Raw genomic sequence first — 25,343 nt, forward strand, 5'->3', positions numbered from 1 at the left:
GGCCATACGGGACATCCCAACACCTTTGATGTCGGACCGGGAGCTGCCATGGCAGGACCGAAGGACCTCGACCCGTCGTCGTCACCACGCGCTCTGCTGGGCGCGGAGTTACGTCACGCCAGGGAGAAAGCCGGGCTGAGTCAGGAGGAGTTGGGGGTCCGGCTGTTCGTGAGCGGCTCGTTCGTCGGGCAGTTGGAGGCGGCGACGCGGCGGATCCAGCCGGATATCGCGCGGATGTTGGACGAGGTGCTGGGGACGGGGGACTTCTTCCAGCGGAACTGTGGGGCGGCGGCCAAGTCCCGGTATCCCGAGCACTTCGCGGAGGCGGCGGAGGCGGAAGCGCTGTCAACGGCGATGCGTCAGTACGCACCGATGCTGCTCCCTGGGCTGCTCCAGACTCCCGCGTACGCACGGGCCGTGAACCGCGCGTTCGCCCCGACCGCGCCGAAGGAGACTATCGAGGAGCGGGTGGAGGGCCGGATGGCACGGGCCCGCCTGCTCGACAACCCAACAAAGCCCTTGTTGTGGGCGGTGCTTGACGAGGCAGTGTTGCGTCGGGAGACCGGTGGGCGGGCGGTCATGGCCGAAGCTCTCCAGCATGTCGCCGGTTTGGCCCGCCGGAACCGGGTCATCGTGCAGGTACTGCCGTTCAGCGCGGGAGCGCACACGGCGATGGAGGGTTACCTGCGGCTGATGGACTTCGAGGACGCCCCTCCGCTCGCCTACTTCGAGGGAGTCGGCACCGGGCGAATGGAGGACGACCCGGCCACGGTCGCCCACATGAGGCTCGTCTTCGAGCTTCTCGCGGCCTCCGCACTCTCGCCGGAGAAGTCCCTGGCCATGATCGAGGCGGTGGCGCAGGATTACGCCCATGAGGAACACCCCTGAGAACTGGCGCAAGTCAACCTACAGCGGCGGCAGCGGCGGCGAGTGCCTCGAAGTCGCCGACGGCCACCCCACCCTCATCCCGGTCCGCGACTCCAAGGCCCCCCACGGCCCGAAGCTCACGTTCCGGGCGTCGGCGTGGTCGGCGTTCGTCGAGGCCGTCATAGAGGTCAGGATCTGACCTACACCGCTCCTAGCGTGCCCCCATGACCAACACCACGCAGGACACTGTCACCGTCACCGCCACCGAACGCCCCGACCTGCTGGAAGTGCTGGCCCACCAGCGGCACTTCCTGCGCTTCACGACCCGTGACCTCACCGACGAACAGGCCGGGCAGCGGACCACGGCCAGTGAGCTGTGTCTGGGCGGCCTGATCAAGCACGTCACGTCGGTGGAGCGGAACTGGGCGGCCTTCATCCTCAACGGCCCGTCGCCGGCCGACGACTTCAAGAACAAGACCGAGGCCGACTTCGCCCGGCGCGCCGACGAGTTCCGGATGCTGCCCGGCGACACCCTGGCCGGTGTGCTGGCCGCCTACGAGGAGGCGGCCCGCCGGACCGACGAGATCGTCATGTCCCTGCCCGACCTGAACGCCGACCACCCGCTGCCCGAGGCTCCTTGGTTCAAGCCCGGGGCTCGATGGTCGGCGCGCAGGGTGCTGCTGCACATCATCGGCGAGACGGCCCAGCATGCCGGGCACGCCGACATCATCCGGGAGTCTTTGGACGGCGCGAAGAGCATGGGCTGACCGCTCCCGAAGCTCAAGCGCCCAGCCCCGAGCCCTCTTTGCTTGGAATGGGAGGCGGGCCTCAACCCGCCCTCCCACCCCGCGTGTTGACTTGACGCGTCCGGCTTGCCACGCAGAGTCACGATCGTCTACGGTCCGGATAACGAACAGCCCCCGCCAGGTGCGCCAACACCTGCGGGGGCTTGACCGACGAGATCGCTCGGAGTCGATCCGTGGCTGACGCCCAGTTTAGTGCTGCCCCTCTGCCCGCGCACGCTGCCCCGCACCCGATGTCCAAGCCGGGTTACGGCAAGCGCACCGCCCCCGACCAACGCCCCCGCTCCCAACACGACTTCGCCCACCTCCCGCCCCGCGAAGCCGCCATCGCCGGCTACCTCGACCGCCTTCCTGACGGCGCCGACATCTCCGTAAAGATGCTGGCCAAGCAGCTGCCGTACGGACAGTGCGCCCTCCGCACCGCCCTCAACCGCCTGCAAAGGGAAGGGCACTTGCGGCGCGGGCGTGAACGACTGACCACCGAATCCGGCACCTCCCACTGGATCACCCGATCGTGGTTCTCCCGTACCGCACGGGACGATGACTGGTGGGCGGCGTTCACGCGAGGAGACGTACCGCAGGAACCGCCGGACCGGCCTCGCCGTACGCTTTCCCGCGCTTACGTCCTCCTCGCCGCCCTCGGCCGCACCGCCCCCGCGCTCTCCCTCTCCGGCGCCGAGTGCGCGCGCCTCGCCCCGTTGCTGACGCCGTGGTTCGAGCGGGGCGCCACCGACGAGGTCGTACGCCATGCCCTGACCAGCGGTCTGCCCGTCCCGGTCCACAGTGCGGCGGCCCTCGTCCATAGCCGCCTGACCAGCAAACTCCCGCCCGAGCCACCCGCCGCGCGACCACCCCGCCGGGTTCTGGAGTGCGCGGAGTGCGGGTTGCCGGGTCCGCCGGAGGCGCTGCCGGGAGGCGTGTGCGGCGGCTGCCGGGGCGGAGGGCGCGCCCCCGAACGCCCCGCCGCGCTCCCGCCCGCCCCGGAGATCCACGCCCGTGCGGCGGAGATCCGAGCCGCAATGGATCAACGACGCCGCGAAAGGGCACTCGTATGACGGCTCCCACGGTCCGACGTCACCACTCCAGGGCACGATGGAGGGGAGGAGGCGACGCCATGACCCCCAGCACCGCCGAACGCCCGCTGATGTCCGTCGAGGACTTCGAGGAACTTGCCCGCAGGGCCCCGGAGAGCGTCCGGCTCGAACTCGTCCATGGACGGTTGTACGTCAAGGGCGACCACATCTCGGTCGAGGACTTCGAGGAACTTGCCCGCAGGGCCCCCGAAGGCGTCAAGCTCGAACTGATCGATGGAAAGCTAGAGGTCAAGCCGTTGCCGGACCAGCGTCACAGGGCCATCGTCATGTGGCTGCTCCGATTGTTCATGGGGCTGCGCCCGGAGCTGGCTCTGTATCCGGAGCAGGGTCTGAGGATCGACACCTACCGCAAGGGGCACGCCTGCGCGGACGGCGCGCTCGCACCACTCGATCATTTCGTCACGCAGGACGGCGACTGGGCCGACCCGGAGGGCGTCCTCATGGTCCTGGAGGTCACGTCACACGACCGCGACACCGACCGACGTGATCGCGTCGACAAAGTGCGCGGTTACGCGGCGGCGGGAATTCCTGTCTGTCTCCTCATCGACCGGGACAACGACACCGTCACCGTCTTCAGCGAGCCCAAGGACGGCCACTACCAGCAGTCCCCCTCGTACCCTTGGGGAGACACCGTCGAGCTGCCCCCGCCCGTCGGCATCACCCTCGACACCGAAAAGCTCAAGGATTACGCGGACTAAGGACTACGCGGACTGATGAACCACGCCCAGCTCACCGCCCTAGGCCGGGCCCTCCGCCTCCTCGGCGAGCACGGCGAGGCCCTCTCCTCCGACACGCCCGACGCCAAGCTGCACGAGGTCAAGGCCGACCTCAAGCGCGCCCTGGAGCTGCTCGACGAGAGCGTCACCAGCGCCGCGCCCACCACCCGCTGCGCCGAGCACCCGGGCGGCCCGGTCGACGAGAACGCCCCCGACCTGTGCCTGCTGTGCGAGACCCGGCGCCGTGCCGCCCGCCGCGCCTCCATCAACGGCCCCGCGCAGACCGGCCCGTCCGCCACCGCCCCGTCCCGCTACGGCGTCCGTGACGACCGGCCGCAGCCGCAGCAGCGCTGGCTGCCCGAGCTGTGGAACGGCCAGGAGTGGCAGCTGTGCGGCACCCCGCGCCGCGACCGGCGTGAGGCCGAGCTGTATCTCGCGGCGGCCCGCCGGGGGCCGCGCGCGGCGATGGCGTACCGGCTGGTGCACGAGTTCACCGACTACGAGGTGCTGCGGGTGTGGGGCACCCCGGTGAAGGTCGACATCGAGCCGCTGGGGAACCTGTAAAAGCCACAGACTGCGTCTACGACTTGGCGGCGACCTCCGCCGGCTCCGCCGGTCCCTCCGCCGCCAGCGTCCCGTCCCCCGCCACCCGCTGCCGCGGGATGAACGACGCCACCGCGAAGGCCAGCAGCGCCGCCCCGGCGCCCACCGCCAGGACCGCTTTGAAGCCGTCCTCGGACGGCAGCGCGTAACCGCCGAAGTCGGTGGTCAGCTGGGCCAGGATGACGCCGGCGATGGCGCTCGCCGACGAGGTGCCGATGGAGCGCATCAGGGTGTTGAGGCTGTTCGCCGCGGCCGTCTCCGACGCGGGCACCGCGCCCATGATGAGCGCGGGCATCGAGCCGTACGTGAAGCCGATGCCGGCGCCGATGACGCAGGAGACGAGCACGAAGTGCCAGACCTCGCTCATCAGGACGATGTTGAGGCCGTACCCGGCGGCGACGATCAGGGCGCCGATCATCAGCGTGGCCTTCGGGCCGCGGGACTTGGAGACGGCGGCGGAGATCGGGGCCGTGGCCATCATGACCAGGCCTGAGGGGGCCATGACCAGACCGGCGGCCAGCATCGACTTGCCGAGGCCGTAGCCGGTCTGGGACGGGAGCTGGAGAAGCTGCGGGATGACCAGGCTCATCGCGAACATGGCGAAGCCGACGGCGATCGAGGCGAGGTTGGTGACCAGCACCTGACGGCGGGCGGTGGTGCGCAGGTCCACCAGCGGCTGGTCGGTGCGCAGTTCGAAGAAGCCCCAGGCCAGCAGGATCACGACGGCCGCGACGAAGAGTCCGATCGTGGTGCCGCTGCCCCAGCCCCAGTCGGCGCCCTTGGAGATGGCCAGCAGAAGGCAGACGAGGCCCGCCGCCATGCCTATGGCACCTACGAGGTCGAAACGGCCGCCGGTGCGGACCTTGGACTCCGGTACGAAGGCGGTGACCAGGGCGATGGCCACCGCGCCGAGCGCCGCCGAGGTCCAGAACAGCACGTGCCAGCTGAAGTTGTCGGCGATGAGCGCGGCGGCGGGCAGGCCGAGGGCGCCGCCGATACCGAGGGAGGCGCTCATCAGGGCGGTGGCGGAGGCCAGCCGCTCGGCGGGCAGTTCGTCGCGCATGATGCTGATGCCGAGCGGGATGACACCGGAGGCGAGGCCCTGGAGGGCACGGCCGATGATCATCGGCAGCAGAGAGTCGGCCAGGGCGCAGACGACCGAGCCGACGATCAGCATGACGCCGCTGATCAGCAGCATGCGGCGCTTGCCGAACATGTCGCCGAGGCGTCCGACGACCGGAGTGGCCACGGCGGCGGCGAGCAGGGTGGCGGTGACGGCCCAGGCGGTGTCGGAGGCGGGCGCGTCCAGGAGCCTCGGCAGCTCGGGGACGATCGGGATCACCAGGGTCTGCATCAGCGAGACCACGATTCCGGCGAAGGCCAGCACCGCCACCACGGCGTTCGACCGTGGTACTGCGGAAGGGGCGTCGGACATGGCGGGGCCTCCATCGGCGTAGTACTTGACCTACGCAACCTTAAGTCAGTTGCTTGACTTAATAAAGGGGGCCAGGTCAGCCGTACTGCTCCACGAGGGAGCGCACCCTGTCCGCGTCCAATTCGTAGACCGTCTCGTGCGCCCGGGGATCACGTGCGTGGAGCGTGTGGAAGAGCGGACCGGAGGGCCCGCCGAGCACCACGAGGGAGGCGGACGCCCCGCGTACCGCCCGCTCGGTGCCCGGCGCCGCCGTCAGGTCGATGCGGTTGACCACGCCGGGCGTCACCCACACCGGCACCGACTCCAGCAGCCCGAAGAGCTGGAGATGGAAGTGCCCGGTGAGCACGACCCGGACATCGCTGCCGCGCAGGGCGTCGGCGAGGTCGGCGGGGTTGCGCAGGCCGAAGACCTGCTGGAGGGGGTTGTCGAGGGCGATGGGCGGGTGGTGGAAGGCGAGGACGGTGCCGTGCTCGGCCGGGGTGCTCAACACCTGCCGCAGCCAGGCGAGTTGCCCGGCGGTGAGGTGTCCGTGCACCTTGCCGGGCACCAGCGAGTCGAGCGTGACGAACCGCCACCCGTCGACGGTGCTCACCGCGGCCCGCTCACCGGCCTCCGAGGCGAACACCGCCTCCGGCTCGCCGTGCCCGCTGCCGAGCACCTTGCCGAAGGCCTCGCGCTCGTCGTGGTTGCCGGTCGTGAAGAACACCGGCACCCCGCCCAGCACGTCCCGTGCGAAGCCGCCCACCAGTGCCTGCACGGCCGTGTACGCCTCCGCGGAGCCGTCGTCGGCGAGGTCGCCGGTGACGACGACGGCGTCGATGCCCCGCAGATGCCGGAGTTCGTCGAGCAGTAGCCGCAGGGAGTCGTGCGCGTTGACGCCGTGCCGGTTGACGGCGTCGGTGCGCTCCAGATGCGTGTCCGAGAGCTGGAGAATCCTCATCTCCCGGACACTACACAGGAGTTGACGGTCAGCTCAGCGACTGGAGCGCCGCCGCGTCGTACGCCTTCAGCTCGTCGAGGCGGCCCGCGAGGACCTTCGCCGCCCACTCCGGGTCCTGGAGCAGGGCGCGGCCGACGGCGACGAGGTCGAACTCGTCGCGCTCCAGCCGGTCGAGGAGGTCGTCGAGGCCCTTGAGCGGGGAGCCCGCGCCGACGAACGCGCTGAGGAAGTCGCCGTCCAGGCCGACCGAGCCGACGGTGATGGTGGGCTTGCCGGTGAGCTTCTTGGTCCAGCCCGCGAGGTTGAGGTCGGCGCCGTCGAACTCGGGGAGCCAGTAGCGGCGGGTGGAGGCGTGGAAGGCGTCGACGCCGGCCGCGGCGAGCGGGGTCAGGATGGCCTCCAGCTCCTCCGGGGTCTCGGCGAGCCGGGCGTCGTAGGCGTCCTGCTTCCACTGCGAGTAGCGGAAGATGACCGGGAAGTCGGCGGAGACGGTCTCGCGGACGGCGGCGACGATCTCGGCGGCGAACTTGGTACGGGCGACCGCGTCACCGCCGTAGCCGTCGGTACGGCGGTTGGTGCCGGCCCACAGGAACTGGTCGACGAGGTAGCCGTGCGCGCCGTGGATCTCCACGCCGTCCATGCCGATGCGCTCCGCGGCGGCCGCGGCCTCGGCGAAGGCGCCGATGACGTCGTCGATGTCGCGCTGGGTCATGGCCGTGCCGGTGGGCTCGGTCTCGCCGATGCGCAGGCCGGAGGGGCCGACCGAGGGGGCCTCGGGGACGGGGTTCTGGCCCTCCTTGCGGACCGTGCCGATGTGCCACAGCTGCGGGACGATGGTGCCGCCCGCCGCGTGCACGTCCTCGGCGACCTTCTGCCAGCCCGCGAGCTGCTCGTCGCCGTGGAAACGCGGGACGCGGCTGCTGTTGCCGGCCGAGTCGTGGCCGACGTACGTGCCCTCGGTGACGATCAGCCCGACGCCCGCGGCGGCGCGGCGCGCGTAGTAGGACCGCACGTCCTCACCGGGGACGCCGCCCGGGGAGAACATCCGGGTCATCGGCGCCATCGCGATGCGGTTCGGGACGGTGAGGCCGTTGATCGCGATCGGCCGGGAGAGGATCTCGGCGGCGCGAGTGGGGGAGGCGGTCACGCGGGGGGCTCCTAGCGGTGGGTACCAGCGGGTATGTGCATACGCATGGACACTACGCAGTAAGCAACCGCTCAGAACACCCCTGCATTTCCACCGGGCCCTGTGATCCCGCCCACCTCCGGACCCTGAGAACGCCCGAGGGCGGCACCCCCTGTCGGAACAGGGGGTGCCGCCCTCGGCAAGGACGAGTCCGATCCGCCGGGGATCAGAAGTCCATGTCACCGCCCGGCATGCCGCCGCCGGCGGGCGCGGCGGCCTTCTCCGGCTTGTCGGCGATGACGGCCTCGGTGGTGAGGAAGAGCGCGGCGATGGAGGCGGCGTTCTGCAGGGCAGAGCGCGTGACCTTCGCCGGGTCGATGATGCCTTCCTTGACCAGGTCGACGTACTCACCGGTCGCGGCGTTGAGGCCGTGACCCGGGGTGAGGTTGCGGACCTTCTCCACCACGACGCCGCCCTCGAGGCCGGCGTTGACGGCGATCTGCTTCAGCGGGGCCTCAAGGGCGAGCTTGACGGCGGCAGCGCCGGTCGCCTCGTCACCCTCCAGCTCCAGCTTCTCGAAGACACCGGAGGCCTGCAGCAGGGCCACGCCACCACCGGCGACGATGCCCTCCTCGACGGCCGCCTTGGCGTTGCGCACGGCGTCCTCGATGCGGTGCTTGCGCTCCTTGAGCTCGACCTCGGTCGCGGCACCGGCCTTGATGACGGCGACGCCACCGGCGAGCTTCGCCAGGCGCTCCTGGAGCTTCTCGCGGTCGTAGTCCGAGTCGCTGTTCTCGATCTCGGCGCGGATCTGGTTGACGCGACCGGCGACCTGGTCGGCGGAGCCGGCACCGTCGACGATGGTGGTCTCGTCCTTGGTGATGACGACCTTGCGGGCGCGGCCCAGGAGGTCCAGGGTCGCGTTCTCCAGCTTGAGGCCGACCTCCTCGGAGATGACCTCGCCGCCCGTGAGGATGGCGATGTCGCCGAGCATGGCCTTGCGGCGGTCACCGAAGCCCGGGGCCTTGACGGCGACGGACTTGAAGGTGCCGCGGATCTTGTTGACGACCAGGGTCGACAGGGCCTCGCCCTCGACGTCCTCGGCGATGATCAGCAGCGGCTTGCCCGACTGCATGACCTTCTCCAGGAGCGGGAGCAGGTCCTTGACGGAGCCGATCTTGGAGTTGGCGATGAGGATGTACGGGTCGTCGAGCGACGCCTCCATACGCTCCATGTCGGTGGCGAAGTAGGCGGAGATGTAGCCCTTGTCGAAGCGCATACCCTCCGTCAGCTCCAGCTCCAGACCGAAGGTCTGGGACTCCTCGACGGTGATGACGCCTTCCTTGCCGACCTTGTCCATCGCCTCGGCGATGAGCTCGCCGATCTGGGTGTCGGCGGCGGAGATGGAGGCCGTCGAAGCGATCTGCTCCTTGGTCTCGACATCCTTCGCCTGCTCAAGGAGGGCACCGGAGACGGCCTCGACGGCCTTCTCGATACCGCGCTTGAGAGCCATCGGGTTGGCACCGGCGGCCACGTTGCGCAGACCCTCGCGCACCAGGGCCTGGGCCAGGACGGTCGCGGTCGTCGTGCCGTCACCGGCTACGTCGTCGGTCTTCTTCGCGACTTCCTTGACCAGCTCGGCGCCGATCTTCTCGTACGGGTCCTCGAGCTCGATCTCCTTGGCGATGGACACACCATCGTTGGTGATCGTGGGGGCGCCCCACTTCTTCTCGAGGACGACGTTGCGACCCTTGGGGCCGAGCGTCACCTTGACGGCGTCCGCGAGCTGGTTCATGCCGCGCTCGAGGCCGCGCCGCGCCTCCTCGTCGAACGCGATGATCTTGGCCATGTGAAGTGGTCCCTCCAGGACTGGGGGTGATTCCTTCGGACCGCGCCCGCGCCCGCGACGGACGGCTCGCACACCTCGTGGTTCCTTGCCCCACCTGGCCTGCGGGCCTCACCGACCCGGTCCTTCTTTGTCACTCTCACCTTCAGAGTGCTAACGCCAATGATTAGCACTCGGCATGGTCGAGTGCAAGCGCCTCCCGGGGATCGGGCAGGCCCACCAGGGATCCCGTACCGGGCCCGGACAGGCCGAAGGGCCCGTACCCCTCGCGAGGTACGGGCCCTTCAACAGAAGACGTCGCTTGCGGTTTGGTCGGTCGCGCGATCAGGCGGTGACGCGAACCATGTCGGCCTGCGGGCCCTTCTGGCCCTGCGAGATCTCGAACTCCACCCGCTGGCCCTCTTCCAGGGTGCGGTACCCGTCCATCTGGATCGCGCTGTAGTGGACGAAAACATCCGCACCACCGTCGACCGCGATGAAGCCGTACCCCTTCTCCGCGTTGAACCACTTGACGGTGCCCTGAGCCATGCCTAACTCCCCTATTACTGGCCCTTGCACAGATCCACACTTCGCGGATCCGGGTCAGACCTCACCCCCCACGGATTGGGGGCGTGCGCCGGAACGCGTCGACCGCGGCTGAATGTATCTGTCCAACTGCCGTCTGCAACAGGTCAATCGGACGAGAATTCCGGACGCGCGAGATCCGGAATGTGGTGAGAATTCGCCCGAACTCAGGGCAAGTCGGGCCCTACAAAAGGCACAAAACTCGCAAAAGAACGGCACACTTTGGCTGCTTCTCGACGCAAGTGGAGCAGGTACTCATATGCGTGCGGCATGGAAGGCGCAGCAGGTTCCCCAACTGTACCGCGCTCAACCATAGAGAATTGCCCCCTCCGCTTCTCTCGCGGAGGGGGCAATTAGGTGAACTCTCAATAATTGGCGTTACCGAGGGTAATGTTCGGTCATTCGGTCAGACCCGCCGAACCGATGTCAGCCGCCGGCGACGGCCGGGATGATCGAGACGCCGGCGCCATCCGGGGTGGCGGTCTCCAGGCCCTGCTCGAAGCGGACGTCGTCGTCGTTGACGTACACGTTGACGAAGCGGCGCAGCTTGCCCTGGTCGTCGAGGACGCGGGCGGCGATGCCCGTGTGGTTCTTCTCCAGGTCGGCGATGACGTCGGCGAGGGTGGCCCCCTCGGCGGCGACCTCGGCCTGCCCGCCGGTGTAGGTGCGCAGGATGGTGGGGATGCGGACGGTCACGCTCATGCGAGGCCAGCCTCTCGGAAGGAGTCCAGGTTGGGGCGGATGGTCGCGGTGAGGCCGGTGCCGGCCACCGCGTCGAGGGTCTTCAGGCCGTCGCCGGTGTTCAGCACGACGGTGGTGAGGGTGGGGTCGAGTACGCCGTTCTCGATCAGCTTGCGGGTGACACCGACCGTCACGCCACCGGCGGTCTCCGCGAAGATGCCCTCCGTGCGGGCCAGCAGCTTGATCGCGTCGACGATCTGCTCGTCGTTGACGTCCTCCACGGCACCGCCCGTGCGGCGCGCGATGTCGAGGACGTAGGGACCGTCGGCCGGGTTGCCGATGGCGAGGGACTTGGCGATGGTGTTCGGCTTCTGGGGACGGACGACGTCGTGGCCCGCCTTGTAGGCGACGGACACCGGCGAGCAGCCCTCCGCCTGGGCGCCGAAGATCTTGTACGGCTTGTCCTCGACGAGCCCGAGCTTGATCAGCTCCTGGAGCCCCTTGTCGATCTTCGTGAGCTGCGAACCGGAGGCGATCGGGACGACCAGCTGGTCCGGGAGCTTCCAGCCGAGCTGCTCGCAGATCTCGTACGCCAGGGTCTTGGACCCCTCCGCGTAGTACGGCCGCAGGTTGACGTTGACGAAGCCCCAGCCCTCGCCGGCCGGGTCGCCGATCAGCTCGGAGCAGAAGCGGTTCACGTCGTCGTAATTGCCCTCGATGCCGACGAGCTCACCGCCGTATACAGCGGCCATGACGACCTTGCCCTGCTCCAGGTCGTGCGGGATGAACACGCAGGAGCGGAAGCCGGCGCGGGCGGCGGCGGCGCCGACGGCACCCGCGAGGTTGCCGGTGGAGGAGCAGGAGAGCGTGGTGAAGCCGAAGACGCGGGCGGCCTCGATGGCCTGGGCGACGACCCGGTCCTTGAAGGAGTGCGTCGGGTTGCCGGAGTCGTCCTTCACGAAGAGCTTGCCGGCCTCGACACCCAGCTCGCGGGCGAGGTTGTCGGCCTGGACGAGCTTGGTCCAGCCGGGGTTGATGTTGGGCTTGTCGGCCACGTCCGCGGGGACGGGCAGCAGCGGTGCGTAGCGCCAGATGTTCGCGGGTCCCGCCTCGATCTGCTTGCGGAGCTCCTCGGCGTCGTAGGCGGAGAAGTCGTAGGCGATCTCGAGCGGGCCGAAACACTCCTCGCACGCGAAGACCGGGCCGAGCGGCACCCGGTGGCCGCATTCACGGCAGCTGAGCGCCGCGGCGGGACCGAGGTCTACGCTGGTGGAGGCGGAATCGGTGGTGCTTGCAACAGTCTGCGCAGCCATGAGAGGCGAGGCCCTTTCTCCTCATCTTCCTCACGACGCATCTCGCCGTGAGACGGATTTGGCACCTTCCCTAGCCGGGAGCCTCGCGATGCGATCGATGCTGATCGCTACGAGACCGGCTGGAGGGTTGCCGGGGCTTCATCGGGCCGTATCCCTCTGCCCCTCTGGATGAGCGGTATGAAGTTGTGAACATCGGACGAGCCAGGACATGCGATGGTCATCCGCGTTGTTCAAGACTGTAACCGACGACCAGGACAGTTGAGATAGTCGTCCGAACCGCGAGATGGATCACAGACGGGTCCAGCTCGCCGAAAGAACGCAGAGGAGCCGCGCACTGTGCTGAACGAAGTCGAGCGCTGGCTGACCACACGCTCCTGGTCGGTGACCGATCGCCCGCTCCACCAGATCCTGGCCGCCAAGCAACGCACGAAACAGACGGTCAGCGTCGTGCTGCCCGCGCTCAACGAGGAGGAGACGGTCGGCGACATCGTCGCGATCATCCGTCACGACCTGATGCAGCAGGTCCCCCTCGTCGACGAGATCGTCGTCGTCGACTCCGGGTCGACCGACCGGACGTCGCAGGTGGCGGCCGCGGCCGGGGCCACGGTGGTGCACCGCGACGAGATCCTGCCCCGTATCCCCACCGTGCCCGGCAAGGGCGAGGTGCTGTGGCGGTCGCTGCTGGTGACCAGCGGTGACATCGTCTGTTTCATCGACGCCGACCTGAAGGAGTTCTCCTCCGACTTCGTCACCGGGATCGTCGGCCCGCTGCTGACGGAGCCCGAGGTCGACCTGGTCAAGGCCATGTACGACCGCCCGCTGGGCGGCGCGGCGGGCCAGGGCGGCCGGGTGACCGAGCTGATGGCCCGGCCGCTGCTCAACATGCACTGGCCGCAGCTGGCGGGCTTCGTGCAGCCCCTGGGCGGCGAGTACGCGGCCCGCCGCTCGCTGCTGGAACAGCTGCCGTTCCCCGTCGGCTACGGCATCGAGCTCGGCATGCTGGTCGACGCCCTGCACCTGGTCGGCCTCGACGCGCTCGCCCAGGTCGACGTGGGCGTCCGCAAGCACCGCCACCAGGACGGCCAGGCCCTCGGCCGGATGTCCGCCGCGATCTACCGCACGGCCCAGCTCCGCCTGGCCCGCGGCCATCTGATCCGCCCCGCCCTCACCCAGTTCGAGCGGGGCGACACCGGTTTCGAACCGCGCACCTACTCCGTGGACACGGAGGAACGCCCGCCGATGGCGGACATCGCGGAGTACGCGGAACGAAAGGTGGCCTGACCCCGCCGGGCCGGTACCCCGGGGAACCGGACGAACGTTTGAGCAATCCGCGGCCGGGCTAGGTTGATCGGTATGGCTCGTATCGCTTCAACGTTCGGTGCTGCGCGGGTCCTGGTGGCCTCCAACCGGGGACCGGTCTCGTACGACGTCCAGGCGGACGGCACGCTGTCCGCGCGGCGCGGTGGCGGTGGGCTCGTCTCGGGGCTGTCGGCGATCGGGTCGGACGCGGACGCGCTGTGGGTGTGCTCGGCGCTGAGCGACGGCGACCGCGAGGCCGTGCGGCGCGGCGTGGGCGAGGCCGGGGTGCGGATGCTCGACATCCCGGCCGACGTGCACGCGGACGCGTACAACGGCATCGCCAACTCGGTCCTGTGGTTCGTCCACCACATGCTGTACCAGACCCCGCTGGAGCCGGTCTTCGACGCGGAGTTCCGGCGCCAGTGGGCGTCGTACGAGACGTACAACCGCGCCTTCGCCGAGGCGCTCGCGCAGGAGGCGGCGCAGGGTGCGGCGGTCGTCGTGCAGGACTACCACCTCACCCTGGTGCCGGGCATGCTCCGCGCGCTCCGTCCCGACCTGCGGATCGGGCACTTCTCGCACACGCCGTGGGCGCCGCCGGAGTACTTCCGGATGCTGCCGGACGACGTGGCCGAGCAGGTGCTGCGGGGCATGCTGGGCGCCGACCGGCTGGGGTTCCTGACCCGGCGCTGGGCGTCGGCGTTCGAGGCGTGCGCGGCGGAGATCACCGGTGGGCTCGGCGACACCCGGATCGGGGTGCACGGGCTCGGCGCGGACGCGGACTTCCTGCGCGAGCGGTCGCACGAGGCGGACGTCGCCGAGCGCATGACCGCGCTGAAGGCGGAGATCGGCGAAGGCCGCAAGACCGTCGTCCGGGTCGACCGCACCGAGCTGTCGAAGAACATCGTGCGGGGCCTGCGCGCCTACGAGCAGCTGCTGGCGACCCGGCCCGAGTGGCGGGAACGGGTCGTGCACGTGGCGTTCGCCTACCCCTCCCGGCAGGACCTCGCCGTCTACCGCGACTACACCGCCGAGGTGCAGCGCCTGGCCGACGAGATCAACTCCACGTACGGCACGCCGGGTTGGACCCCGGTCGTGCTGCACGTCAAGGACGACTTCGCCCGCTCCCTCGCCGCGTACCGGCTCGCCGACGTGGCCCTCGTCAACCCCATCCGCGACGGCATGAACCTCGTCGCGAAGGAGGTGCCGGTCGTCTCCGACGAGGGGTGCGCGCTGGTGCTGTCGCGGGAGGCGGGGGCGTACGAGGAGCTGGGCGACGACGCGATCGTGGTGAACCCGTACGACGTGATCGGCACCGCCGACGCGCTGCACGAGGCGCTGACGATGGCGCCGGGCGAGCGGGCGGAACGCACGAAGCGACTGGCTGCCGCGGCCACCGCGTTGCCGCCCGCGCAATGGTTCCTTGATCAGCTGGCGGCGTTGCGAGGCTGAGGAAGCGTCTCCGCCAGCTGCCCCAGCAGCCGTACCAATCCCGCCGGGCCGGCCACGACCAGGTCGGCCCGTTCCTTCAGGTCGGTCACCTCCTCGCTGCCCGCGCTGCAAACGAGAAGGCCTGGTACGCCGTCGGAGCGGAGTTTCTCCACCGCGGCGAAGGCCGGGAGGTCTCCGAGGTCGTCGCCGGCGTACAGGACGGCCTCGGCGCCCAGCTCGCGGACGTAGTCCGTCAGCGCCACGCCCTTGTCCATGCCGGGCGGGCGGAGTTCCAGGACGAGGCGGCCGGGCTCGACGATCAGGCCGTGCCGGGTGGCGAGGTCGGTGAGCGGGGCGCGCAGCGCGTCGAAGGCGGCCTGCGGGTCCTCGGCCCTGCGCGTGTGGACCGCGACGGCCCGGCCCTTCTCCTCGATCCAGGTGCCCTGCCAGGCGCCGATGCCGTCGAGGAAGCCGGGCAGCTCCGCGCGGACCGCGGCGACACCGGGGTGCGGGGCGGGTGCGGTGACCTCGCCGGTGGCCGCGTCCCAGCGTTCGGCGCCGTAGTGGCCGAGGACGACGAGGTGTTCGAGGCCGGGGACACCGGCGAAGCCGCCGAGGCGTACGGCGACTCCGGGAGGCCTGCCGGTGACGACGGCGACCGCGGCGATCTTCGGCGCGAGCGCGGCGAGCGCGGGTACGGCGTCGGGGTGGGCCCGCGCCTGCTCCGGGTCGGCGACGATCGGGGCGAGGGTGCCGTCGAAGTCGAGCGCGACGATGGTTTTCGCGGGGTGCGCGAGGATTGCGGCGAGGCCGTCCCGCCCGGCGGGGGTCACCGGGGTCGGCAGGGAGTCGTCCGTGGAGTCCTTGTGGCTGCCCATGGGAAGACCCTATCCACGCGGGCGAATGGCACGCCTTTTTCTCGCCCCCGCAGTCACCTCTCCGACCTGCGGGCCTCCCGTACCCGGCGCAGTCTGTTCACCGTCACCGGGTCGTGGGCCAGGGCTCGCGGATCGTCCAGCAGGGCGTTCAGGAGTTGGTAGTAGCGGACCGGGGCCAGGCCCAGTTCCTCGCGTATCGCGCGCTCCTTCGCGCCGGGGGTGGTGAAGCCGCGGCGTTCCAGCGCGAGGATGGCCTGTTCTCGGGGGGCCAGGTCGTTCATGTCGACGACCGTAGCCCCCGCCACTGACAAGCCCTACTCCGCGCTCTCCGCCATCACGGCCTTCGCCTGGAGGTCGTTGAGGACCGCCGACGGGCTGCCCCCGGCCGTCACCGCCTTGCCGATCCGCTGCTTGACCGCCGCGCTGACCTGAGCCCAGGAGACCTTGCCGACGGGGTAGAGCTCGGAGCCGGTGAGCTCCGTCAGGAAGGGCTTGAGGTCCTGGTCCTGCCGCGCCGTGCGCATGGCGTCGGACGCCGACATGGTCACCGGCAGCAGGTCGTACTCGCGGGAGAACGCGAGCACGTTCTTCTCGTCGTAGACGAAGTCGAGGAAGTCCCCGATCTGCTCGGCGTGCCCGTTCTGCTTGAACGCCGTCATCCAGTCGGCGACGCCCATGGAGTACTTGGTCGGCCCGTCGACGCCGGGCATCGGGACCATGCCGAACTTCACGCCCTTCGCCGCGGCCGTCTTCATCAGCGTGGGGTGCCCGTTGAGCATGCCGACCTGGCCGCCCGCGAACGCGGCGAACGCGTCCGCCCGGTTCAGCTTGCCCGGCGCGACCGGCCCCGTCAGCCCCTTGCCGACCAGGTCGTCCTTGAGCCAGGTGAGGGTGTCGATGTTGGCCGGGGAGTCGATGCCGTAGGTGCCGGTGTCCTCGGTGTAGCCGCCCCCGCCGCTGAGCAGCCACTGCATGGTCTCGGCCTGCGCTTCCTCGGGACCGAGCGGCAGGGCGTACGGGTACTTCACGCCTTCCGCCTTCAGCGCGGCGGCGTCCTCGGCGAGCTCGTCCCAGGTCTTCGGCGGGGTCAGCCCGGCCTTGGCGAACAGGGTCTTGTTGTAGAAGAGCAGCCGGGTGGAGGAGGCGAACGGCATCCCGTACTGCGTCGAGTCCACCTCGCCCGCCGTGGCGAGCTGCGAGACGAAGTCGGCCTGGGTGGGGATGGAGAGCAGTTCGTCCGCCGAGTAGAGGAGGTCGTCGTGGGCGTAGTCGGCGTACGCGCCGATCTGCGCCATGTCGGGGGCGTTCCCGTCCGCGACCATCTCCTTGACCTTGCGGTCGACGTCGTTCCAGGAGTAGACGCTGACGTCGACCTTCACACCCGGGTGCGTGGACTCGTAGTCCGCCGCCAGCTTGTCCCAGTACTTCTGGGAGCTGTTCGCCTTGCTGTCCCCGTAGTCGGCGGCGACCAGCTTCAAGGTCACGTCCCCCGACTCCCCGCCGAGGCCGCAGCCGCCGAGAACCGCCGTCATGCCCAGTGCGGACACCACCGCGATCGTTCCTGTCCTACGCCGCTGCACTGCCAAGCCCCTCATGGTCACCGAAACTTTCGAAAGGTCAGACATAAGGTCTACACCACGTGAGTGGACTAGACCTCTCACGGGTCGGCGGGCCACACTACCCCCGTGAGACATGTCATCGCCCTCGACGTGGGCGGCACCGGAATGAAGGCCGCCCTGGTCGGCACCGGCGGCGAGCTGCTGCACCAGGCCCGCCGCGCGACCGGCCGTGAGCGCGGTCCGGACGCGGTCGTCGAGGGCATCCTCGACTTCGCCGCCGAGCTGCACGCGTACGGCGCCGAGCACCTCGGTGAGCCCGCGTCCGCCGCCGGCGTCGCCGTCCCGGGCATCGTCGACGCGGAGCGGGGTGTCGCCGTCTACGCGGCCAACCTCGGCTGGCGCGACATCCCGCTGCGCGACCTGCTCACCGAACGGCTGGGCATCCCCGTCGCCCTCGGCCACGACGTCCGCACCGGCGGCCTCGCCGAGGGCCGCATCGGCGCCGGCCAGGGCGCCGACCGCTTCTTCTTCGTCCCCCTCGGCACCGGCATCGCGGGCGCCATCGGCATCGGCGGCCGGGTGGAGGCGGGGGCCCACGGCTTCGCGGGCGAGATCGGCCACATCGTCGTACGGCCGGGAGGGACCCCGTGTCCGTGCGGGCAGGTCGGCTGCCTGGAGCGGTACGCCTCCGCGGCGGCGGTCAGCGAGGCATGGGCAGCGGCGACCGGGGACCCGGAGGCGGACGCGGCCGACTGCGCGAAGGCGGTCGAGTCCGGCGACCTCCAGGCCCAGACCGTCTGGCAGAACGCCGTCGACGCCCTCGCCGACGGCCTGGTCACGGCCCTCACCCTGCTGGACCCGCGGATCGTGATCATCGGTGGCGGGCTGGCCGAGGCGGGGGAAACCTTGTTCACACCACTGCGGGACGCGATCCGGCAACGGATCACTTTCCAGAAGCTGCCGTCGGTGGTCCCGGCGGCACTGGGCGACACGGCGGGTTGCCTGGGTGCCGGGCTCTTGGCCTGGGATCTCCTCACAACAACTGACGGCATGGAGGTAGCGACCTGATGGCAACCCCCTCAGGGGCGCGGGGAACTGCGCGACCAGCCACACACAACCCGCACACCGCGTCCGGCGATGCGCCCCTCATCCTGTCCGGGGCAACGGTCGTCCTCCCCACAGGAACCGTCCACAACGGCCGAGTGATCATCGACGGCGACAAAATCATCGGCGCCGCACCAGAAAACGCCCAGGTCACCGACGTAACCGGCCACTGGCTCATCCCAGGGTTCGTCGACATCCACAACCACGGCGGCGGCGGAGCCAGCTTCACCTCCGGCACCACAGACGACGTACTCACCGGCATCCACACCCACCGCCTCCACGGCACCACCACCCTCGTCGCCTCCACCGTCACCGGCGACATGGACTTCCTCGCCCAACGCGCCGGTCTGCTCTCCGAACTCGCCGAGCAGGGCGACATCGCCGGCATCCACTTCGAGGGCCCGTTCATCTCCCCGTGCCGCAAGGGCGCGCACTCGGAGGAACTCCTGCGCGACCCCGACCCCGCCGAGGTCCGCAAGCTGATCGACGCCGCTCGCGGCAAGGCCAAGATGGTCACCCTCGCCACCGAACTCCCCGGCGGCATCGACTCCGTACGGCTGCTCGCCGAGCACGGCGTCATCGCGGCGATCGGGCACACGGACGCGACGTACGAGCAGACGGTGGAGGCCATCGACGCGGGCGCCACCGTCGCGACGCACCTCTTCAACGCGATGCCCGCCCTCGGCCACCGCACCCCCGGCCCGATCGCCGCGCTCCTGGAGGACGAGCGGATCACCGTCGAGCTGATCAACGACGGCACGCATCTCCACCCGGCCGCCCTCCAGCTGGCGTTCCATCACAAGGGCGCGGACCGGGTCGCGTTCATCACGGACGCGATGGACGCGGCCGGTTTCGGTGACGGCCGCTACATGCTCGGCCCGCTGGAGGTGGAGGTGAGCGACGGCGTCGCCCGTCTCGTGGAGGGCGGCTCGATCGCGGGTTCCACCCTCACCCTCGACCGGGCCTTCAAGCGCGCGGTGACGATCGACCAGCTGCCCGTCGAGGACGCGGTCGCGGCGCTGTCCGCCAACCCGGCCCGGCTCCTTGGCATGTCCGACCGCGTCGGCTCCCTCGAACCCGGCCGGTACGCCGACCTCGTCCTTCTCGACGCCGACTTCGAGCTCAAGGGCGTGATGCGCCGGGGTGAATGGGTGGTCGATCCCCAACTGGGCTGATCTGTCCATCTGTTGAGGGCGGCGGTTGTCCTGGGAGACTGGGCCGACCGCCGTCCGTTTGGCATGATCACCCCACCAAACGGCTCAGCAACGTCTTCGGGGGAGGTCGGCCCAGGTGATCCTCACGGTCACGCTGAACACCGCTCTCGACATCACCTACCGCGTACCGGCCCTCCGGCCGCACGCCTCCCACCGGGTCTCCGAGGTCATCGAACGCCCCGGCGGCAAGGGCCTGAACGTGGCCCGCGTGCTGGCGGCCCTCGGGCACGAGGTGACGGTCACCGGCTTCGCGGGCGGCGCCACCGGCCGTGTCATCCAGGACCGGCTCACCTCGACGCCCGGCGTGATCGACGCGCTCCTCCCGGTCTCCGGCGCCACCCGCCGCACCATCGCGATCGTCGACGAGCGGGCCGACGACACGACTCAGCTCAACGAGCCGGGCCCCGAGGTCACCCCGTCGGAGTGGTCGGCCTTCCAGGAGGCGTACGAGGATCTCCTCGCGTCGGCGGACGCGGTGGCCCTGTGCGGCAGCCTGCCGCCGGGCGTGCCGGTGGGCGCGTACGCCGGGCTGGTCCGGACCGCGAGGGCGGCCGGAGTACCTGTGGTGTTGGACACCAGCGGAGAGCCGCTGCGCCGGGGCGTCGCCGCCCGCCCCGACCTCATCAAGCCGAACGCCGACGAACTGGCCGAACTGACCGGCTCCCACGAGCCGTTGCGGGCCACGCAGGACGCCCTTCGCCGGGGCGCCCGCGCGGTCGTCGCCTCCCTCGGCACCGACGGCCTGCTCGCCGCCGCCCCCGAGGGCCGCTGGCGCGCCGCCCCGCCGGCCCGCGTCCACGGCAACCCGACCGGCGCCGGCGACTCGGCGGTCGCGGGCCTGCTGTCAGGGCTGGTGGACCACCTGCCGTGGCCGGACCGGCTGGCCCGCGCGGTCGCCCTGTCGGCGGCGACGGTCGCGGCGCCGGTGGCGGGCGAGTTCGACCGGAAGGTCTACGAGGAGCTGCTGGAGCGGGTCGCGGTGACCAGCGGGGTCAACGCGGCCTAGCCGACTCCTACTTGACCCAGCCCTTCACCAGCCACAGCTGGTCGAGGAGGGCGTCGCACTGGTTGCCCTGCTCGCAGGAGAGCTTGATGGTGTTGCTGCCCTTGTTGAGCTGGACCCAGTTGTAGGTCTGCGTCCAGCCCTTGGCGTAGTCGCCCTCGGCGGCCTTGGCGTAGTTGTCCATGCCGACCGGGGTGGTGGAGGGCGTGCCGTTGATCGAGAGGGTCGCGGTGGCGTCCTTGCCGGGGACGCTGTAGCCCGTGTACAGCGTGTACTTGCCGCTCTTCGGGATGCCGCTCACGTTCCACGTGACGGAGGCGCCGACCTGGTTGAAGCCGTTGAGGTAGATCCCGCCGTCGGCCTTGGCGCCCTTGACGTCGGTCGCGGTGGTGATGCCGGGGCTCAGCGAGAGGGCCTTCGCGTCGATCTTCGGCAGGTCCTCCTCGGTCACCTCGGTGGAGGTGTCCGAGGGGCTCGGCTCGCTGCTCTGCTGGGCGGACGGGGTGGCTGACGCGTCGCCGCCGCCCGCGTCCTTGTCGTCGTCGCCGCCGAGCATGGCCACGCCGATGCCGATGACGACCGCGGCGACCACCGCGATGGCGCCGATCAGCAGACCCTTGGTGTTGGGTCCGCGGCCACGCCCGCCGCCGTTGCCGCCGTACGGCTGCTGCTGCGTCGTGGGGGCGCCGCCCGGGAACGTCTCCGGCGCGGCGTAGTGCGCGTTGGTCGGCTGGCCGTAGGCGCCCTGCTGCGGTGCCTGCTGCTGGGGGACCTGTCCGTACGGCGCGGTCTGCTGCTGGCCGTACTGGCGCTGTCCGACGGGGCGCACCCGGTTGACGGTGTTCGGGTAGCCGTAGCCACCGGACGGCGGCTGGGCTCCGTTGGCCTGCCCGTCGGCGTAGAGGTAGCCGAACGGGTCGTCGTCCTCGGGCGTGCTGGCGCCGTTGTTGCCGGACGTCATCCCTTGGTACTCCTCACCAGGTGCATGCGAATGCGATACGAGGGTCAGAATGGCGAGCCTACCCGCTCCAGCTGCCCCAAACGGGTGACTCGGATCGCATCAGCTCGCTGACCTGGGGATCATCCCGCGCGCCTGTGCTGTTTGGGACGAGATCGTTTCTCTACGTACATCCGCTCGTCGGCTGACTTCAGCACTTCGTCCGCCGTCATGCCGCAGTGCGCCCACCCGATGCCGAAGCTGGCGCCCACCCGGACGGCCCGGCCCTCGGCGCGGATGGGCTGGATGATCTCGTTGCGCAGGCGTACGGCGAGGTCGGCGGCGTCGGCGCGGCCGAGGCCGTCGGCGAGGATGACGAACTCGTCACCGCCGAGCCGGGCGACGGTGTCGCCGTCGCGGACCTGCCGGGTCAGCCGGCGGGCGACCTCGATGAGGACCGCGTCCCCGGCGTTGTGCCCGAACCGGTCGTTGATCGACTTGAAGCCGTCGAGGTCGCAGAAGAGGACCGCGAGCCCCTTGGTGCCGTCGTCGCGGTCGTCCTCGGGGGCGACGGTGTGCACATGGTGGTCGTAGGCGTCGAGGGACTGGGCGCCGGGCCGGAAGTCGAAGCCGTGGCCGTGGGCGTCGAAGGCGGGGTGGCCGAAGGCCGCGTCCAGGGACTCCAGGGCGCCGGGGTGCGCGGCGCGCTGGCACAGGCGGGCGGAGAGGCGGGCGCGCAGTTCGGCGGAGTTCGGCAGGCCGGTGAGGGAGTCGTGGGAGGCGCGGTGGGCGAGCTGGAGCTCGCGGCGCTTGCGGTCCTCTATGTCCTCGACGTGGGTGAGGAGGAAGCGCGGGCCGTCGGCGGCGTCGGCGACGACGGAGTTGCGCAGGGACACCCAGACGTACGTGCCGTCGCGGCGGCCCAGGCGCAGCTCCGCGCGGCCGCCCTCCGCCGAGGTGCGCAGCAGGGTGCCTATGTCCTCGGGGTGGACGAGGTCGGAGAAGGAGTAGCGGCGCATCGCGGACGCGGGGCGGCCGAGGAGCCGGCACAGCGCGTCGTTCGTCCTGAGGATCCGGCCGTGCTGGTCGCCGCCCATCTCGGCGATGGCCATGCCGGAGGGGGCGTACTCGAAGGCCTGCCGGAAGCTCTCCTCGCTCGCCCTGAGCGCCTGCTGCTCCCTTTCGAGCCTGACCAGTGCGCGCTGCATGTTGGCACGTAGACGCGCGTTGCTGATCGCGATCGCGGCCTGGAACGCGTACATCTGGAGCGCTTCGCGACCCCACGCGCCCGGCCGTCGTCCGTTGCGCGGCCGGTCCACCGACAGCACGCCGATCAGCTCGCCGCACGAGCCGCCCTGCACGCCCGGCGTGAACATCGGCGCGAAGAGCCGGTCGGAGGGGTGCCACTCGTCCTCGAAGCGGGGGGCCGGGCCGTCGGTGTACCACTGCGGTACGTCGTCGTCGTCGAGGACCCAGCCCTCGGTGTGCGGGATGAAGACCAGGTCGCCCCAGTTCTCGCCCATGCCCAGCCGGCGCTCCCAGGACTCGCGGGAGCCGACCCGGCCGGTGATCAACGCCTCGGCGGCGGGGTTGCCGGCGAAGGCGGCGACGACGAGGTCGCCGTCGGGGCGGACGAGGTTGACGCAGGCCAGTTCGTAGCCGAGGCCGTTGACGACGCCGTCGGCGACCGTCTGCAGGGTGTCCGCGAGGGACCGGGCGGTGTTCATGTCCGCCATGACCTGATGCAGTTGCCGCAGAGAGGCAAGGCGGACGTAGGGCTCCGACTCGGTCTCCATGCTCGCCCTCCCCCCGAGACCTCGCAGCGAATCAAGGGTTCTCATCGGCGTATCGTTCTGGCAGCTTCCCCGCCACTGAATCACAGCGCGCTGCCCACTCGGTACACAGGGTCAACAATTAATGCCCCTTGTGACTCAAGTCACAGCTAAAGATGAACAATTGAGTGGTGTTTCTGTGTTTTCGCTGTCCGTTTACTGAACGCAAACTTTGTCGGCATGTGCGGCATGCCTATGAACCGGTGGGCCGGGCGTTCAGCGGGTAGGTCGGGGGTCCTAGGTCCGGGTTCGGGCTGAGGTCCGATGCGGCGGCCACCGGGCGGACACTAGCGTTCCCGACGTGCCGAACACAGCCCCCACCGCCACCGTCGTCCCCTCCGGGCATCCTGAGGGGGTGAGCAACGACGAGTTCCGCGCCGCCATGTCCCGGCTGGCCGCGGGTGTGGTCCTGGTGACCGCCTTCGAGCCACCGCTGGACGCGGACGGGCCCAAGGGCGAGGACGTGGGCATGACGGCTACCTCGTTCATGTCGGTGTCCCTCGATCCGCCGCTGGTGCTGGTCAGCCTGCGGGAGGGCTCCCGCATGGACGACCTCCTCGACGAACAGCCCCTGTGGGCCGTCTCCGTCCTCACCGAGAGCCAGCGGCACATCGCGGGGCGCTTCGCGATGAAGGGCCGGCTCAGCGACCGTCTGCTCTTCGAGGACATCCCGTACGTCCGTGGCTCGGCGACCGGCGCCGCGCTCGTCGGGGGCGCGCTGGCGACGCTGGAGTGCCGCACCGAGCAGCGCGTCACGGCCGGCGATCACACGCTGGTGATCGGGCGGGTGCTGACGGCGCATGTGCCGAGCGCGGACGGGGGTCCGCTGACGTACTTCCGGGGACGGTACCGGCAGTTGGGGTGAGGTAATTCAGGTGTGGCCAGGGGATGGGCCGCTCTAGGGTGCGGCGCATGATCGCGTCCGGCTCCGGCCCCCGTCTCGAAGAAATAACCCCGCGCAATATCGACGCCGCCCTCGCTATTCGCGTCCGACCCGAGCAGGAATTCGCGGTGTCCCCGGTGGTGAAGTCCCTCGCCGAGGCGTACGTCCATCCCGGGACCGCCTGGCCGCGCCTCATCGTCGACGGCGACGACGCCCGTCCGGTCGGCTTCCTCATGGCTTTCTTCGACATCAACTGGGGCGACGACGGCACCGTCATCCGGTCCGGGCTGTGGCGGCTGAACATCGACGCGGGCGCGCAGGGGCGGGGGTACGGGCGGTTCGCCGTGGAGTCGGTGGCGGCGGAGATCCGGCGACGGGGTGGTGACGAGCTGTACGTCACCTGGCATCCCGGGGAGCACGGGCCCGAGAACTTCTACCTCGGGCTGGGGTTCCGGCCGAACGGGGAGATGGTGGAGGGGGAGGTTGTGGGGGTGCTGGGGCTGGGCTAGTGCGGGGGGGCGGCTTGGGTTTCGTCGTGGGTCGGGGCCGCGCCGGGTGCCGGTCCGTGGGGGCGCACGTCCCCCGTCATGCGCGGTGCCGGTCCGTAGAGGGCGCGCCCGCTGTCCTACGCCGGGACCTGCAACGCCGCTAAGGGGCGCGGGGAACTGCGCGACCAGCCACAACGCACCCGCAGCCCGAACTCGGCCGTCACCCCCAGTCCCTGCCCGTCCTCCCCCGCTTCGTCTCCGCGCGCTGCTTCTTCTCCCTCAACCGGCGTTCGTTGATACCCCTCGGAATCCGCGTCGGCTTCCTCGGCTTGGGTGGCGGAGCCGTAGCCTCAGCCAGCAGCGCAGCGAGGCGTACGGCCGCGGTCTCGCGGTTGCGCCACTGGGAGCGGTGCTCGGAGGAACGGACCGTCACCACGCCGTCCACCAGACGGGACGCCAACCGCTCAAGGGCCCGGCTCTTCCACACCTCGGGCAGCGACTCGGTGTTGGCCAGGTCGAAGCGGAGTTCCACCTGGGAGTCGCTGGTGTTGACGTGCTGACCGCCGGGGCCGGAGGAGCGCGAGAAACGCCACTGGAGCTCGGCCTCGGGGAGGGAGACGGAGCCGCGGATGACGTAAGGACCGGACATGCCGTCCATCGTCCCCCGGCTGACCGGCACACGTCACGCGAATATCGTTCACCGTCTGTTCGGTAAAGAAAGTAAAGA

The 25,343-nt window shown here is 70.2% G+C and carries 26 protein-coding genes and 1 riboswitch; of the genes, 13 read left to right on the forward strand and 13 right to left on the reverse strand.

What is annotated here, in order from left to right; translation table 11 throughout:
* Window positions 1-48: 48 nt before the first annotated feature.
* The 6 genes from CRP56_RS19170 to CRP56_RS19195 all read left to right on the forward strand — a co-directional run bounded on the left by CRP56_RS19170 (window position 49) and on the right by CRP56_RS19195 (window position 4,044).
* Window positions 49-888, forward strand: a complete 840-nt coding sequence (locus tag CRP56_RS19170) for a helix-turn-helix domain-containing protein (RefSeq protein WP_097265668.1) — start codon at window positions 49-51, stop codon at window positions 886-888.
* Entirely contained in the window at window positions 872-1,066 is a 195-nt protein-coding gene (locus CRP56_RS19175; protein ID WP_097265670.1) for a DUF397 domain-containing protein, read from the forward strand. The genes CRP56_RS19170 and CRP56_RS19175 overlap by 17 nt, the downstream gene beginning before the upstream one ends.
* Before the next feature lie 25 nt (window positions 1,067-1,091).
* Window positions 1,092-1,634, forward strand: a complete 543-nt coding sequence (locus CRP56_RS19180) for a DinB family protein (RefSeq protein WP_097265672.1) — start codon at window positions 1,092-1,094, stop codon at window positions 1,632-1,634.
* 269 nt (window positions 1,635-1,903) lie between these two features.
* The gene (locus CRP56_RS19185) at window positions 1,904-2,725 is read left to right on the forward strand and encodes a hypothetical protein (RefSeq protein WP_097265674.1); all 822 of its coding nucleotides are present in this window, start codon (window positions 1,904-1,906) and stop codon (window positions 2,723-2,725) included.
* Between the two features lie 59 nt (window positions 2,726-2,784).
* The gene (locus tag CRP56_RS19190) at window positions 2,785-3,462 is read left to right on the forward strand and encodes a Uma2 family endonuclease (protein WP_257040829.1); all 678 of its coding nucleotides are present in this window, start codon (window positions 2,785-2,787) and stop codon (window positions 3,460-3,462) included.
* A gap of 15 nt (window positions 3,463-3,477) precedes the next feature.
* Complete coding sequence (locus CRP56_RS19195) at window positions 3,478-4,044, forward strand: hypothetical protein (protein ID WP_097265676.1); 567 nt, start codon at window positions 3,478-3,480, stop codon at window positions 4,042-4,044.
* 16 nt (window positions 4,045-4,060) lie between these two features.
* Here the strand turns inward: CRP56_RS19195 and CRP56_RS19200 are convergent, their stop codons facing one another.
* From CRP56_RS19200 to thrC, 7 genes are all read right to left on the reverse strand, one after another.
* Window positions 4,061-5,518: an MFS transporter gene (locus tag CRP56_RS19200; protein ID WP_097265678.1), complete on the reverse strand. Its 1,458-nt coding sequence runs from the start codon at window positions 5,516-5,518 to the stop codon at window positions 4,061-4,063.
* A gap of 76 nt (window positions 5,519-5,594) precedes the next feature.
* Window positions 5,595-6,458: a metallophosphoesterase family protein gene (locus CRP56_RS19205; protein WP_097265680.1), complete on the reverse strand. Its 864-nt coding sequence runs from the start codon at window positions 6,456-6,458 to the stop codon at window positions 5,595-5,597.
* A gap of 28 nt (window positions 6,459-6,486) precedes the next feature.
* Window positions 6,487-7,605, reverse strand: coding sequence for an NADH:flavin oxidoreductase (locus CRP56_RS19210; RefSeq protein ID WP_097265683.1), 1,119 nt, complete (start codon window positions 7,603-7,605; stop codon window positions 6,487-6,489).
* A gap of 205 nt (window positions 7,606-7,810) precedes the next feature.
* Entirely contained in the window at window positions 7,811-9,433 is a 1,623-nt protein-coding gene (gene groL, locus CRP56_RS19215) for a chaperonin GroEL (RefSeq protein ID WP_059195844.1), read from the reverse strand.
* Between the two features lie 321 nt (window positions 9,434-9,754).
* Window positions 9,755-9,958, reverse strand: coding sequence for a cold-shock protein (locus CRP56_RS19220; RefSeq protein WP_004986573.1), 204 nt, complete (start codon window positions 9,956-9,958; stop codon window positions 9,755-9,757).
* 462 nt (window positions 9,959-10,420) lie between these two features.
* Window positions 10,421-10,696 carry a ubiquitin-like small modifier protein 1 gene (locus CRP56_RS19225; protein WP_059195843.1) on the reverse strand — a complete coding sequence of 92 codons (276 nt, stop codon included), beginning with the start codon at window positions 10,694-10,696 and terminating at the stop codon, window positions 10,421-10,423.
* The gene (thrC, locus tag CRP56_RS19230; protein WP_097265685.1) at window positions 10,693-11,988 is read right to left on the reverse strand and encodes a threonine synthase; all 1,296 of its coding nucleotides are present in this window, start codon (window positions 11,986-11,988) and stop codon (window positions 10,693-10,695) included. The genes CRP56_RS19225 and thrC overlap by 4 nt, the downstream gene beginning before the upstream one ends.
* Before the next feature lie 18 nt (window positions 11,989-12,006).
* Window positions 12,007-12,163, reverse strand: a riboswitch (SAM riboswitch).
* 161 nt (window positions 12,164-12,324) lie between these two features.
* Here thrC and CRP56_RS19235 point away from each other — a divergent pair.
* Both CRP56_RS19235 and CRP56_RS19240 read left to right on the forward strand, forming a co-directional pair.
* Window positions 12,325-13,269 (forward strand): glucosyl-3-phosphoglycerate synthase, encoded by a 945-nt coding sequence (locus CRP56_RS19235; protein ID WP_097265687.1) that lies wholly within the window; start codon window positions 12,325-12,327, stop codon window positions 13,267-13,269.
* Between the two features lie 81 nt (window positions 13,270-13,350).
* Entirely contained in the window at window positions 13,351-14,739 is a 1,389-nt protein-coding gene (locus CRP56_RS19240; protein WP_097274232.1) for an alpha,alpha-trehalose-phosphate synthase (UDP-forming), read from the forward strand.
* On the opposite strand, the gene otsB is transcribed toward CRP56_RS19240, so the two are convergent.
* Genes otsB through CRP56_RS19255 form a run of 3 tightly spaced genes read right to left on the reverse strand, consistent with a single transcriptional unit; the run spans window position 14,715 to window position 17,176 of the window.
* Window positions 14,715-15,596 (reverse strand): trehalose-phosphatase, encoded by an 882-nt coding sequence (gene otsB, locus CRP56_RS19245; RefSeq protein ID WP_097265689.1) that lies wholly within the window; start codon window positions 15,594-15,596, stop codon window positions 14,715-14,717. The genes CRP56_RS19240 and otsB overlap by 25 nt on opposite strands.
* 53 nt (window positions 15,597-15,649) lie before the next feature.
* Entirely contained in the window at window positions 15,650-15,877 is a 228-nt protein-coding gene (locus tag CRP56_RS19250; protein WP_097274234.1) for a DUF3263 domain-containing protein, read from the reverse strand.
* Window positions 15,878-15,910: 33 nt separating this feature from the next.
* Complete coding sequence (locus tag CRP56_RS19255) at window positions 15,911-17,176, reverse strand: ABC transporter substrate-binding protein (protein WP_441349500.1); 1,266 nt, start codon at window positions 17,174-17,176, stop codon at window positions 15,911-15,913.
* A gap of 105 nt (window positions 17,177-17,281) precedes the next feature.
* On the opposite strand from CRP56_RS19255, the gene CRP56_RS19260 reads away from it, so the two are divergent.
* The 3 genes from CRP56_RS19260 (at window position 17,282) to CRP56_RS19270 (ending at window position 20,479) form a co-directional block, all read left to right on the forward strand.
* Window positions 17,282-18,223, forward strand: a complete 942-nt coding sequence (locus tag CRP56_RS19260) for an ROK family protein (protein ID WP_097265691.1) — start codon at window positions 17,282-17,284, stop codon at window positions 18,221-18,223.
* On the forward strand, window positions 18,223-19,434 hold the full coding sequence (nagA, locus tag CRP56_RS19265; protein WP_097265693.1) for an N-acetylglucosamine-6-phosphate deacetylase: 1,212 nt from the start codon (window positions 18,223-18,225) through the stop codon (window positions 19,432-19,434). Before CRP56_RS19260 ends, nagA begins: the two co-directional genes overlap by 1 nt.
* Window positions 19,435-19,549: 115 nt before the next feature.
* The gene (locus tag CRP56_RS19270; protein WP_097265695.1) at window positions 19,550-20,479 is read left to right on the forward strand and encodes a 1-phosphofructokinase family hexose kinase; all 930 of its coding nucleotides are present in this window, start codon (window positions 19,550-19,552) and stop codon (window positions 20,477-20,479) included.
* A gap of 7 nt (window positions 20,480-20,486) precedes the next feature.
* Here the strand turns inward: CRP56_RS19270 and CRP56_RS19275 are convergent, their stop codons facing one another.
* Both CRP56_RS19275 and cdgB read right to left on the reverse strand, forming a co-directional pair.
* Entirely contained in the window at window positions 20,487-21,437 is a 951-nt protein-coding gene (locus tag CRP56_RS19275) for a carbohydrate-binding protein (protein WP_097265697.1), read from the reverse strand.
* A 119-nt stretch (window positions 21,438-21,556) separates the two neighbouring features.
* Window positions 21,557-23,209: a diguanylate cyclase CdgB gene (gene cdgB / locus CRP56_RS19280; RefSeq protein ID WP_097265699.1), complete on the reverse strand. Its 1,653-nt coding sequence runs from the start codon at window positions 23,207-23,209 to the stop codon at window positions 21,557-21,559.
* A 337-nt stretch (window positions 23,210-23,546) separates the two neighbouring features.
* Between cdgB and CRP56_RS19285 the strand changes: the two genes are divergently transcribed.
* Both CRP56_RS19285 and CRP56_RS19290 read left to right on the forward strand, forming a co-directional pair.
* On the forward strand, window positions 23,547-24,110 hold the full coding sequence (locus tag CRP56_RS19285) for a flavin reductase family protein (RefSeq protein ID WP_097265701.1): 564 nt from the start codon (window positions 23,547-23,549) through the stop codon (window positions 24,108-24,110).
* Window positions 24,111-24,157: 47 nt separating this feature from the next.
* The gene (locus CRP56_RS19290) at window positions 24,158-24,637 is read left to right on the forward strand and encodes a GNAT family N-acetyltransferase (protein ID WP_179851061.1); all 480 of its coding nucleotides are present in this window, start codon (window positions 24,158-24,160) and stop codon (window positions 24,635-24,637) included.
* Between the two features lie 199 nt (window positions 24,638-24,836).
* Here CRP56_RS19290 and arfB read toward each other — a convergent pair whose 3' ends face one another.
* On the reverse strand, window positions 24,837-25,274 hold the full coding sequence (arfB, locus tag CRP56_RS19295) for an alternative ribosome rescue aminoacyl-tRNA hydrolase ArfB (protein ID WP_097274241.1): 438 nt from the start codon (window positions 25,272-25,274) through the stop codon (window positions 24,837-24,839).
* Between the last annotated feature and the right edge of the window lie 69 nt (window positions 25,275-25,343).

Origin of the sequence: Streptomyces sp. TLI_55 (genome assembly GCF_900206255.1) — a bacterium.
Lineage (GTDB): Bacteria > Actinomycetota > Actinomycetes > Streptomycetales > Streptomycetaceae > Streptomyces > Streptomyces aquilus.